This window comes from Huintestinicola sp. (assembly GCF_051882455.1).
Taxonomy (GTDB): Bacteria; Bacillota; Clostridia; order Oscillospirales; family Ruminococcaceae; genus Huintestinicola.
This window is the reverse complement of record NZ_JBJERV010000046.1, coordinates 2,921-15,988: the sequence shown is the minus strand read 5'-3', so window position 1 is coordinate 15,988 and position 13,068 is coordinate 2,921. Positions and strand designations below refer to the sequence as shown.

Sequence of the window (13,068 nt, the reverse complement as noted above, 5' to 3'; positions counted from 1 at the left end):
GTCAATATTTTATGGATAAAAGATTTGCGGTGCTCATTGACGCTGACAATGTTTCGGAAAAATATATCAAGCCCATTCTGGACGAGCTTTCCAACGACGGCATCATCACATACAAGCGGATTTACGGCGACTGGACCCGTCCTGCGCTGGGTTCATGGAAGCAGGCGCTTTTAAATCACAGCATTACTCCCATTCAGCAGTACAGCTATACTACGGGAAAAAATGCTACCGATTCCGCTATGATAATAGACGCTATGGATATTCTCTATTCGGGAAATGTGGACGGCTTCTGCATCGTTTCAAGCGACAGCGATTTTACCCGCCTGGCTGCAAGGCTCAGAGAGTCGGGCATGTACGTTATCGGTATGGGAGAAAAGAAAACTCCCACCCCATTTATTTCCGCCTGCAACAGGTTCGTTTATCTTGAGATACTGGCTCAGGGCGAAAGCTCCGAGCCGGCTGAGAACGTTGAGCAGGAGAAGGAAAAATCCGAGGGCGAACACGAGGTCTTAAAGGTGAAGACCATTCGCTCGGCTATTTGCGCCATTATTTCCGAGGTGTCAGACGAGGACGGCTGGGCTTCTCTCAGCGAGGTGGGAAATATCCTTTTAAAGCGGTATCCCAGCTTTGACGTCCGCAGCTTCGGATTTCAGAAGCTTACTCCTTTTATTAAATCCATGGGCATTTTTGAGGTCTACTCCATTCCCTCGGAAAAGGGGAATGTGAAGGTTATTTACATTCGCAGGAAAAACAACTGATGAAGGGCGGTATTTTTTATGCAGTACACAATCAGATCTGACAAGCTTACAGCTGTTATCGACAGCTTCGGCGGCGAGCTTCACTCCTTGAAGGACGCTTTGGGTAATGAATATATCTGGACTGCCGAGGACGTATGGAAGCGGCACGCTCCGCTGCTTTTTCCCTTTGTTTGCAACACAAAAAGCAAGAAATACACCGTAAACGGCAGGGAATACGCTCTTTCAAATCACGGATTTGCGAGAGATACGGAGTTTTGCGAGAAAAGTGTCGGGGGGGACAGCGTGACACTGAAAATATGCTCAGATGAGGGGACTAAGGCGAAATATCCCTTTGATTTTGAGTTTGCGGTCACGTATGTGCTTTCGAGTGACAGGCTTTCTGTTACCATGGAGGCTAAGAACACGGGTGAAGGCGATATGCCCTTCTTTGTGGGCGGTCACCCCGGATTTCTCTGCCCCTTTGAGGCGGACAAGGACAGCACATTTGAGGATTATGATGTTGTTTACGAAAAGAACGAGACAATTACTCAGGACGAGTTCGGCGTTACGGTGCTTGACAATGATAATAAGGTCGCGGTGACGAGAGAGCTTTTTAAAAACGATGTGTTTTTGAAGGACAAGCCTGCTTCGTCTAAGGTGTCTCTGGTGAGCAGAAAGAGCGGTAAATCGGTAACGGTAAGCTATGATAATTCGGGCTGCATTGCGGTTTGGTCGCCGTATGACGACAGAGGTCATTTTGTGTGCCTTGAGCCATGGGCGAGCGCTCCCGTTTACTGCTGCGACACAGAGGAGCTTACGGATATGCCCCATGCAAAGCATATTGCTCCCGGCGAAAGCTACAGCTTTTTATTTGATATTGAGATAAAATAAGTCTATGATATTCGGCTCCTTCCGTTTTTTTCGGGAGGAGTCAGCGTGTCGCTGAAGCCATCTCGTTGGTGAAATAACAATAATTTCCCTGTTTTGTGGCTCGGTAACTTACGTATCAAAGCCAAATTTTGTAGATGATTTTTTTGATGCAAGATTCCGGCTTTTTCAACAGACCGGCTCCTTCCGTTTTTTCGGGAGGAGCTTTTTTATATTCCTCACAAAAATTCATATGGAACTTTTTTTAGTCCATTTTGTTATAAAAAATCACTTTGTTTTGGAAATGTGTTATAATTAGACAAAAGGAAGTGATGCGATACGGAAATTTTTGCACACATCGGCAACAATGGCGAAAAACAGACCTTGGAGGAGCACCTTGAGGGAGTTGCAAGGCTTGCTTCGGGATTTGCGGTCCCGGAGCTGAAAAATGCGGCTTATTATCTTGGGCGGATACACGATATCGGAAAATGCAGACCCGGTTTTCAGAGGCGGCTCGAGGGGGAGAGAATTCGCTGTGAACACGCCTGCTGCGGTGCGGCGGAGATAATGAGGAATAAGAATGAGCCTATGGCGTTCTTGCTTGCGTACTGTGCGGCGGGACATCACTCGGGACTGCAAAACGGAGGAGCAAAAAATGATTCGCCCGATGACGGTACCCTTCATGCTGCTCTTAACAAGGACGTTTCGGATCATCTGCCCCGTGGGGAACGGTTCAGGCGCGAAATGCCCGATATGTCGGGGCTTATGAAGCTTATAACCGATGGGGCGGGAAGGGATATTTCCGAAATTATCGAGAGGTCGGCTTTCTTTACAAGATATCTGTTTTCCTGTCTGACAGACGCGGATTTTATCGATACGGAGAGGTTCTGCAGCCCCGATACTGACAGAGAGGTTACGGGGGAGCTTGATAAGGCGCTTGAACGTGTTCGTGAAAAGCTTAGCGGGTTTTCGGCGGACACGGTGGTGAAGAAGGCGAGAAAAGGACTTCAGGAACAGGCTTTGGGTTCCTGCGGCAGCAGGGGGATACATATTCTGAATATGCCCACAGGCAGCGGAAAGACCCTTTGCAGCATAAGGCTTGCTCTGGAAAAGGCGGTTTCGGAAGGCAGAAAGCGGATAATCTATGTTATCCCATACACGAGCATTATCGAGCAGACGGCGGAAATTTTCAATGAGATATTCGGAGATGTGCTTCCTGTTGTTCAGCACCATTCAAATTACTGCCCCGATGAGGACGATGAAAACGGACTTACCTCGGACAAGCTGAAAAGGGTATGCGAAAACTGGGACGCTCCCCTTATTGTCACCACAAATGTACAGTTCTTTCAGAGCTTTTATCACCGAAAAAGCAGCAGGCTGAGAAAGCTTCACAACATTGCCGACAGCGTTATTGTTTTTGACGAGGTGCATATGATGCCCATACCATTTTTACAGCCCTGTCTGAGGGCGGTGGGGTATGCGGTGAAGTTCCTTGGCAGCGAGGCTTTCTTCCTGTCGGCTACTATGCCCGATTTCGGGGAGCTTTTCGGGAAATATGCTAAGGGCTGTGGATATGACGAGCTTATTTCCGACAAGTCGGAGTTCGGGGCGTTCAGAAACTGCGGCTTCAGGTTCCTGGGGCAGACGGCTTGGGTTAAGCTTGCTCAGATGTCCGAGGAAAATGACAGCTCACTTATTATCGTTAACAGCAGAAAAGCGGCAGGCAGGCTTTATGATATGTGCAGGGGTATGGACAGGAAAATTTACTGCTTGTCCACCTATCTTACCCCGAATGATCGCACAAGGCTTATTGCCGAAATTCGGGAGGCGCTTCGCTGCGGCAATAAGATTACAGTTATCTCCACGTCGCTTATCGAGGCGGGGGTTGACCTGGATTTCAGGGCGGTGTACCGTGAAATTGCAGGTATTGACAGCATTTTGCAGTCGGCAGGCAGGTGCAATCGTGAGGGCAGGAAGGACAACTGCTTTACCTATATTTTTATCGGCGAGGAGGGTATGCCGAAAAACGGCGACCTTGGCGTGAGGGCTGAGATATCAAGGGGGCTTCTTGAGAGCGGAAGGAATATTGCCGAGCCTGAGGTGATAACCGAATATTATAACAGGCTTTATTTTGTCAGAAGAGACGATATTGCCGAGAATACTATCTCTTACGAGGTAAAGAGCATTGACGGCATACCGTTCAGGGATTACAGCGAGAGATTTGACAATATGATAGACGGTGACACGGTAGGGATCGTTATCCCCTGCGAGGAAAACGAAGAGCTGCTTGACAGGCTTTCATATGGAGACAGGAGCGTGCTGAGAAGGCTGCAGAGATATACGGCGACAGTTCATTTCCGCGAGTTTCGGGATATGCTGGAGAGGGGTGTTATCGGGGATATGGGCACGGGGGTATACAGGCTCACAGACCCGGGGCTTTACAGCAGAGACAGGGGTCTTGATGCGGACGGAAATACGATAAATATAATTTGAAAGGAATGATGAATTTGGGCTATGGATTTAAGATAATTGCCGAAGGGGATTATGCTTGCTTTACCCGCCCCGAGCAAAAAATAGAAAGAGTGAGCTATGATGTTCCTACTCCCGGGGCGCTGGAGGGTATGATAAAATGCATTTACTGGAAGCCTGCGATCCGCTATGTCATTGACAGGATAGTGGTTTTTAATCCCATCGAGTTTGAAAACATCAGGCGAAATGAGGTCAAGGAAAAGATATCCTTTAACAAGGTCAGAAGCGCTATGAACGGCGGAGAGAGCCCCGAGATATTCACCAAGGAGAACATCAGCCAGAGGGCGGGAATGGTGCTTAAAAATGTTCGGTACGGCATTGAGTTTCACTTTGAGCTGACGGGGATAAAAAGCGACAATGAGGACGAGGGCGAGGAGAAGCATTACAATATCCTGCTGAGGCGGCTGAGAAACGGACAGTGCTTCAAGCAGCCTGTTTTCGGATGCAGAGAGTTTTCAGTTAAAAGCATAAGGCTTACTGAGGAGTTGCCGCTTGATGAGATATCGCCCTTGCTGGCGGGGGACAGAGACCTGGGCATTATGCTTTACGGTATGAAATTTAAGGACGGGGGCATTCCAGTTAACGGAAAATTCTCCGACTCGGCTGACGCTGTTTATTATCACCCTCATCTGACAGACGGGGTCATTGATGTGGCGAGGTACAGGAGGGATACGCTATGCTTATAAAGGCGCTGTGCGATTATTACGATCTGCTGGCGGCGGAGGGAAAGGTGAATGAAAAGGGATTTTCCGCTGTTCCCGTACAGTATGCCATATCCCTTTCTCCCGAGGGAAAGATAACGGGCATTACGGACATTCGCAGGGAAAAAACAGTCACAGACAAAAAGGGTAGGGTCAAAACGGAGTATGAGCCTGTTATGTGCAGGTTTCCGTTCAGGGAAAAATCCACGTCCATCAAGGCTTACAGGATAGACCACAGAGGAAAGTATATTTTCGGACTTTCCTACGACCCCGACACCAATACCCTTTCGGTCACGGACAAGCTTGCAAATGACAAGTTCAAGGAGAAAAATCTTGAATTTATAGAGGGTATGGACGAGCCTGTTGTTAATGCGTTCAGAAATTTTCTAACAGGGTTTGTTCCGGAAGATGAAAAGGAAAATCCGTTAATTCTGAGCCTTGGAAAAAATCTTAAAGACGCCGGGTTCTATTTCGTACAGGAGGGCTTTAGCGGAAAACCTCTGCATGATGCTGACTGCATTGCTGAAAAAATACGCTCTGAGAATGTTGCGGAGGAAAGCTCAGAGGGTGACGAGATATGTGCGGTATCGGGCAAAAGAGGAAAGATCGCTCAGCTGCATAATAATGTCAAGGGTATTCTCGGTCAGAAGGCAGGCACCTTTGTGTGCGTTAACAGTACGGCAGGGGAGTCCTACGGTAAAACAAAGGCGTATACAAGCAATATTTCCGAGGAGTCAATGTCTAAATATACGGAGGCTTTCAACTATCTGACCTCACACATTGACCCGAACACTCAGAAGTATACAAACAAGGCTTACATTGACTCCATGACGGTCATATTCTTTGCCGCAGACAAAAATTCCGAGAAGGAGGACGCTTTCCTGCGGTTCTTTGCCTTTGATGACAGCGTAAGTGCTGCTGCGCTTGAGCCTCAGATACAGTCGGTCATGGGGCATATCCAGAAGGGGGACGCTCTTGATATGAGCGAGATAGTGACTGACGGTTCGGCGGATTATTACGTTGCGGGACTTGTGCCCAATTCATCACGAGTTTGTATGAAATTCTGTTACAGAGACTCCTTCGGAAGGATACTTGAAAATGTTCTGAGGCATCAGAGGGATATTTCTATGGGTTCGGGTGACAAGCCTGTTACGGTGTCTCAGCTTACGGCTGAGCTTGTCTCTCCCGTTTCAAAGGAGCAGGCGCCGCCGCCCCTTATTTCGGCTCTTATGGACAGTATTTTTTTAGGCAGAAGATATCCCGACAGTCTGCTGGCGGCAGTAATTAACAGAGTCAAGACCGACAGCGATACCGAGGATGATCAGTACAGGAAAATAAATCCAAGGCGCGTGGGAATCATCAAAGCGTGTCTTAACAGAAATTATAAGGAGGAATTTACAGTGGCACTTGATGAAAACAGAAAGGATAAGGCGTATCTCTGCGGACGGCTTTTCGCTGTCCTTGAGAAAATTCAGAGAGAGGCTCAGGGCGACCTTAATTCAAGCATTAAGGACTCCTATTTTGCGTCTGCCTGCTCAAAGCCTTCGGTGGTCTTTCCCAGACTTATCATGCTGGCTCAGAACCATCTGAAAAAGCTGGACAGCGATTATTACAACTATCTTTTGGGAGAGATAATAAATCTTATGGAGGGAAATTTCCCGTCCGCTCTTTCAATTGAGGAGCAGGGTGCGTTTATGATAGGCTATTATCAGCAGTTTTTCCTTAAAAGAAAATCGGCTGATAGCTCGGATAAAGAATAATATTTGATTTTGAAAGGAAGTTTTTATTATGTCAGCTATTGAAAACAGATACGAATTTGTTATGCTCTTTGATGTGGAAAACGGCAATCCCAACGGCGACCCCGACGCAGGCAATCTCCCGAGAATCGACTCGGAAACTGCTCACGGCATTGTGACAGATGTTTGCCTCAAGAGAAAGATACGCAACTTCGTGGAGATATTCAAGGAGGGGGAGCCCGGATATAACATTCTTATCAAGGCTGACCGCTCACTTAATTCAAAATTTACTGCGGCTTATGAGGAGTGCGGTCTTGAAAAGAAGCAGAAGGGCAAAAATGCCGATGATGTGGAGCGGGCAAGAAAGCATATGTGCGAAAATTACTTTGATGTCCGTACATTCGGCGCTGTAATGAGCACGGGAGACGATCCCTGCGGCATTGTCAGAGGTCCCGTGCAGATAAATTTCGCAAAGAGCTTAGACCCTGTTTTTGAGCAGGATATAACCGTTACAAGACAGGCGATCACCACGGACGCCGATTTTAACGACAAGGGCAAGAGGACTGAAATGGGCAAAAAGCATTATGTTCCTTACGGACTTTACCGTGCAGAGGGTTATGTTTCGGCAATGCTCGCTCAGAAGGTCACAGGCTTTTCCGAGGAGGATCTGGAGCTTTTATGGACTGCCATAATCAATATGTTCGAGCACGACAGAAGCGCCGCAAGAGGTAAGATGTGTATGAGAAAGCTTTATGTTTTCAAGCATTCAAACGCTCTCGGAAACTGCCCTGCGCATATTCTCAGCGATAAGATAAGCTGCACATTCACTCCCACCGATGAAAAGCGTGTTCCCAGAAGCTTTTCGGATTATGTTATCACCATTGACAGAAATATGCCCGAAGGTGTTGAGCTGATTGAAAAGCTGTAACAGCCGTTCGGTGAATATCAGGGCAATACAGCATTTTCTGTATTGCCCGAGGAGGTTCGGTCTTCTGGAGATAAACGTGGACTGGGCGGAAAATGCTTCGGTGGTAATGGGCAATATTATCCACGAGCGTGTTCACAGCGGCGATGGGGGAATGTGCAGAAACGGGTATTCTATGACGGCTGTGACCTTGTACAATGATGAGCTGGATATCTACGGTGTTTCCGACTGCATTGAGTTTTCTCCCGACAAAAACGGTGACTATATCGGCAGGGACGGAAAAAGATACACGGTCACGTTGGTCGAGTACAAGCCCACCCGTCCCAAGGACGGGGAGATATCTCTTCCCGATTCGGTTCAGGTATTTGCTCAGAAGCTTTGCGCTGACAAGGTTTTCGGCTGTAACTGCAAAGGGGCGGTTTATTATGCGGATGTCAGAAAACGTACTGTTCTTCCCTTTGACAGCGAGTATGAAAAATACTATAAGCTTGTTGAGGGGCTTATTTCTCAGATGAGGGATATTCTCGAAAGCGGAGAGATACCCCTCAGAAAAAAGGGACAGCACTGCGGCGGCTGTTCCCTTGAAAACGTCTGTATGCCAAAATGCGACAGCTACAGCGTTAAGGAAAATATCCGTCAGATGCTGGCGGAGTAATGGGGGGATAGAGATAAAAAAACTGCTGAATACTCTTTATATTACCGAGGAGGACGCTTATCTGTCGCTGGACGGGGAGAATATCGTTATTAAAATGTCCGATGAGCAGGTTTTCCGTATGCCATTTGCAAATCTAGAGTCGGTGTTCTGTTTTTCGTATCTTGGCTGTTCTCCTGCTCTGATGGGAAAGCTCTGTGAATGCGGGATCGCGCTGAATTTCATATCCCCTCAGGGCAGATTTTTGGGGAGACTTCAGGGGACGGTCAGGGGAAATGTTCTGCTGAGAACTGCTCAGATAAAGATGTTTTCATCGCCGGAAACCGGCATTAACGAAAAAACTCTCGGGCTTATCAGAAATACCGTGGCGGCAAAGCTTGCAAATTCCTGCGCAGTTCTGAAAAGGTCGCTGAGAGATTATCCCGAGATCGATAATGACGGGTCGGTCAGCGGCTGTATCAGCCGTCTGGGTGAGTCGGCGGCGGCTGTTTTCGGGTATAATGACAAGCTTGAGATACTTGGTGCGGAGGGAAGTGCGGCTAAGGCTTATTTTGATGTTTTTGACCGTATGCTTGTGAAGCAGAGGGAGGATTTCAGAATGGCTTACCGCACGAAACGTCCTCCTCTTGACAGGATAAATGCGCTGCTGTCCTATTTGTACACCATTTACACCTGCGATTTTTCCGCTGCTCTTGAAAGCGTGGGGCTTGACAGCTATGTGGGATATTACCATGAGCTGCGTCCCGGAAGATGCTCTCTTGCCTGCGATATGGTGGAAGAGGCACGGTGTATTATCGAGAGACTTGTTATAACTATCATAAATCTCAGGCAGATAAAGGCGGAGGATTTTGAGGTACAGGTCAGCGGTGCGGTCATGCTCACCAAGGAAGGCAGAAAGAAGGTCCTGACTTTGTGGCAGGAAAAAAAGCGCTCGGTGATAGTTCACCCCTATCTTAAACAGAAAATACCTCTGGGTCTTCTCCCTTTTGTTCAGAGCAGTCTGCTTGCTAAATTTATCCGCGGCGAAATTGACGAATATCCGTCATTTCTGCTCAAGTAACGGAGGTGTTTTCGGTATGATGGCTTTAGTCAGCTATGACGTTTCCACTGCGGATAAGGCAGGCAGGACGAGACTCAGAAAAATCGCAAAGGAATGTGTGAATTACGGTCAGCGTGTACAGAACTCCGTTTTCGAGATAGATGTGGATTACGGCACATTCCTGAAAGTCAAGGAGCGATTGCTGAAAATAATGGACAATTCCCGTGACAGCCTGCGTATCTATTACCTCGGTAACAAGTGGCAGAATAAAATAGAACATTTCGGGGTCAAGGAGTCCTATGACCCTGAGGGCGTTATTATTCTGTAGGTCTGCGAAGTTCGGTTGATATCGGATATCCCAAGGTGATATATGTGATTTTGTGTATATTTTAGGGCGATATACGCTGAAATATACATTTTATCCGCTTTGTCCGCTCCATTTCGGGTGTCGGCTCTATTTTTGCACTACATATAGAGTCGCACCCCGTGTGGGGTGTGTGAGTTGAAATTTGACTATCGTTAATGAAGGACGTGATTGCACGGGAGTCGCACCCCGTGTGGGGTGTGTGAGTTGAAATAACGCCAATACCGAGCAATACACTGCAATACCGCAGTCGCACCCCGTGTGGGGTGTGTGAGTTGAAATTGTATTTATGCCTGTGATTTCTTCAAAAACAGCGGGTCGCACCCCGTGTGGGGTGTGTGAGTTGAAATATATGGCTCTTGCAGGCTGGAAAACAGAGGAGATGTCGCACCCCGTGTGGGGTGTGTGAGTTGAAATTTGACATATCCAAGCCTCCTTACAACGTTTATAGTCGCACCCCGTGTGGGGTGTGTGAGTTGAAATCGTCCGAAGCCGCCGGTATTTCGGAACGTTTGAAAGTCGCACCCCGTGTGGGGTGTGTGAGTTGAAATAATTCCTTTGATATTTGAGATATCGTCCCTTGATGTCGCACCCCGTGTGGGGTGTGTGAGTTGAAATCCGAAGTCGCAGACCCTGCGACATCAGATGAACCGTCGCACCCCGTGTGGGGTGTGTGAGTTGAAATTCTGACGGCGTGAATTTCTTATGATAGGGCTATTGTTGTCGCACCCCGTGTGGGGTGTGTGAGTTGAAATGTGATCAGATTAAGAAATTTCTTAAGGAAACAAAGTCGCACCCCGTGTGGGGTGTGTGAGTTGAAATCTGAGGAATCTGATTTAATGACAGGTTCCACTGCAGTCGCACCCCGTGTGGGGTGTGTGAGTTGAAATATAGTGAATTAGAATCTGCAAAAAGTAAAATGCGTCGCACCCCGTGTGGGGTGTGTGAGTTGAAATATTGGTTTATCGAAGTAGGCGAGGAGTTAAAGAGTCGCACCCCGTGTGGGGTGTGTGAGTTGAAATTTCTCGCCCTCTACAATTAAAACTTTCTGCTTTTGGTCGCACCCCGTGTGGGGTGTGTGAGTTGAAATTCTCGTCATCAGTCATCTCAATCCCACAATACGGTCGCACCCCGTGTGGGGTGTGTGAGTTGAAATATTATGTGTACTCAGACCTTTATCACTTATAGGAAGTCGCACCCCGTGTGGGGTGTGTGAGTTGAAATGTAATATCGCCTGTGATAGAATTTATGATTGGTGTCGCACCCCGTGTGGGGTGTGTGAGTTGAAATACAGATGACGATATAATTCACATCTTAGAACAGGTCGCACCCCGTGTGGGGTGTGTGAGTTGAAATATTTCATCGCTATAAATGTTAATAACGATTTTCAGAGTCGCACCCCGTGTGGGGTGTGTGAGTTGAAATTCGCAAAAATATTGATATTCGTGCAATCTTTTAGTCGCACCCCGTGTGGGGTGTGTGAGTTGAAATCACGAGAAGCATTTCTATTATACATCAAAAATTACGTCGCACCCCGTGTGGGGTGTGTGAGTTGAAATGATTATAGTATATCAAAAATAAAGAACAATGTCGTCGCACCCCGTGTGGGGTGTGTGAGTTGAAATATACGGCTATACACTAATCAATTTTAATATTATGGTCGCACCCCGTGTGGGGTGTGTGAGTTGAAATGCAATAATATTTCAAAGTGATATAATTATATTAAGTCGCACCCCGTGTGGGGTGTGTGAGTTGAAATGTTTTAAGTCATAGTCTGCAACAGCAGGCGGAGAGTCGCACCCCGTGTGGGGTGTGTGAGTTGAAATATTAGGAGGCAAATTAAATGAAAGCTAAAAATATGTCGCACCCCGTGTGGGGTGTGTGAGTTGAAATTCTGACCCGTCTGGAAGAATGATTTTACCATTAAGTCGCACCCCGTGTGGGGTGTGTGAGTTGAAATTATTTTTTCACCATTTATTACGGCTAAAAGGTTTGTCGCACCCCGTGTGGGGTGTGTGAGTTGAAATAGCTACGGGGTTGATTATGGTGTATTCCTGGAAGTCGCACCCCGTGTGGGGTGTGTGAGTTGAAATCTGATTTTATTTGCCTTAACTGATATTTTCTATCGTCGCACCCCGTGTGGGGTGTGTGAGTTGAAATTCTGACCCGTCTGGAAGAATGATTTTACCATTAAGTCGCACCCCGTGTGGGGTGTGTGAGTTGAAATAATTTATTCTCTGGGAAATGATAAAGGATTAAGGCGTCGCACCCCGTGTGGGGTGTGTGAGTTGAAATATGAAAATTATGGAATTTTTAGATTTTTAAATGGGTCGCACCCCGTGTGGGGTGTGTGAGTTGAAATACCAGTACAATTAGGATATGTGGTTTTCTCATAGTCGCACCCCGTGTGGGGTGTGTGAGTTGAAATAATTATTCAGAAGCTGTATCAATAATAGCAACCTGGTCGCACCCCGTGTGGGGTGTGTGAGTTGAAATGTAACTACATAATCCCTATCAGTCAAAGTTCCATGTCGCACCCCGTGTGGGGTGTGTGAGTTGAAATTTTATTACCCTGAAATTGCCAATATGTATTCCAGTCGCACCCCGTGTGGGGTGTGTGAGTTGAAATCCAAATAAAAATATTAGGTTAATGCAGATAATGCAGTCGCACCCCGTGTGGGGTGTGTGAGTTGAAATTTGATACCACTGATGTTACCGATAACGCTGCTGAGTCGCACCCCGTGTGGGGTGTGTGAGTTGAAATCTTTAAAATTCTTTGTTTAGCGATTTTGTAATATGTCGCACCCCGTGTGGGGTGTGTGAGTTGAAATTATGGATTCCGGTCAAATACTGATATAACATACAGTCGCACCCCGTGTGGGGTGTGTGAGTTGAAATTAGTCTTGGCTATTTTTACGTGATTTTTACCTGGTCGCACCCCGTGTGGGGTGTGTGAGTTGAAATCGCCAGGAGTTAAATATGGTTCTCCAGACTGGAGTCGCACCCCGTGTGGGGTGTGTGAGTTGAAATTTCTACTGGATTCCCTCCCACCATCCTCCATTCAGTCGCACCCCGTGTGGGGTGTGTGAGTTGAAATGGTACAACCTGGTTCGGTACAACTCCTGAGGAAGTCGCACCCCGTGTGGGGTGTGTGAGTTGAAATTTCCCAATCATTAGAACCATTATATGCCCCACCACGTCGCACCCCGTGTGGGGTGTGTGAGTTGAAATCTTGGAAAGACAGGACAGGAAGAGCAAGGCAAAGTCGCACCCCGTGTGGGGTGTGTGAGTTGAAATTTCTATCGACTACCTCTTTGCCATTTTTTATAGCGTCGCACCCCGTGTGGGGTGTGTGAGTTGAAATGTAGTTTGTCTATCAGGCTTTATTTGATTTAACGTCGCACCCCGTGTGGGGTGTGTGAGTTGAAATTTGTCTGATTCAGAATCAAAATATTATAATTCCCGTCGCACCCCGTGTGGGGTGTGTGAGTTGAAATTTGTCTGATTCAGAATCAAAA

General features: G+C 47.2%; 9 protein-coding genes and 1 CRISPR repeat array. All 9 genes read left to right on the top strand.

From position 1 onward, the window contains the following. Positions 1–11: 11 nt before the first annotated feature. Complete coding sequence (locus tag ACI4J0_RS06105) at positions 12–758, top strand: NYN domain-containing protein (RefSeq protein WP_439764926.1); 747 nt, start codon at positions 12–14, stop codon at positions 756–758. Between the two features lie 18 nt (positions 759–776). Next, positions 777–1,628, top strand: coding sequence for an aldose 1-epimerase family protein (locus ACI4J0_RS06100; RefSeq protein WP_439764925.1), 852 nt, complete (start codon positions 777–779; stop codon positions 1,626–1,628). A gap of 360 nt (positions 1,629–1,988) precedes the next feature. Then, positions 1,989–4,097, top strand: a complete 2,109-nt coding sequence (gene cas3, locus ACI4J0_RS06095) for a CRISPR-associated helicase Cas3' (protein ID WP_439764924.1) — start codon at positions 1,989–1,991, stop codon at positions 4,095–4,097. A 14-nt stretch (positions 4,098–4,111) separates the two neighbouring features. Beyond that, positions 4,112–4,819: a type I-C CRISPR-associated protein Cas5c gene (gene cas5c, locus ACI4J0_RS06090; RefSeq protein ID WP_439764923.1), complete on the top strand. Its 708-nt coding sequence runs from the start codon at positions 4,112–4,114 to the stop codon at positions 4,817–4,819. Further along, positions 4,810–6,594, top strand: coding sequence for a type I-C CRISPR-associated protein Cas8c/Csd1 (cas8c, locus tag ACI4J0_RS06085; protein ID WP_439764922.1), 1,785 nt, complete (start codon positions 4,810–4,812; stop codon positions 6,592–6,594). The genes cas5c and cas8c overlap by 10 nt, the downstream gene beginning before the upstream one ends. Before the next feature lie 28 nt (positions 6,595–6,622). Further along, positions 6,623–7,498 (top strand): type I-C CRISPR-associated protein Cas7/Csd2, encoded by an 876-nt coding sequence (cas7c, locus tag ACI4J0_RS06080; protein WP_439764921.1) that lies wholly within the window; start codon positions 6,623–6,625, stop codon positions 7,496–7,498. Next, positions 7,485–8,150, top strand: coding sequence for a CRISPR-associated protein Cas4 (gene cas4 / locus ACI4J0_RS06075; protein WP_439764920.1), 666 nt, complete (start codon positions 7,485–7,487; stop codon positions 8,148–8,150). Before cas7c ends, cas4 begins: the two co-directional genes overlap by 14 nt. Beyond that, positions 8,077–9,207, top strand: coding sequence for a type I-C CRISPR-associated endonuclease Cas1c (gene cas1c, locus ACI4J0_RS06070; protein WP_439764919.1), 1,131 nt, complete (start codon positions 8,077–8,079; stop codon positions 9,205–9,207). Before cas4 ends, cas1c begins: the two co-directional genes overlap by 74 nt. A gap of 16 nt (positions 9,208–9,223) precedes the next feature. Continuing rightward, positions 9,224–9,514 carry a CRISPR-associated endonuclease Cas2 gene (cas2, locus tag ACI4J0_RS06065; protein ID WP_439764918.1) on the top strand — a complete coding sequence of 97 codons (291 nt, stop codon included), beginning with the start codon at positions 9,224–9,226 and terminating at the stop codon, positions 9,512–9,514. A 148-nt stretch (positions 9,515–9,662) separates the two neighbouring features. After that, positions 9,663–13,047: a CRISPR direct-repeat array (repeat unit 33 nt; unit sequence GTCGCACCCCGTGTGGGGTGTGTGAGTTGAAAT). Positions 13,048–13,068: the final 21 nt, after the last annotated feature.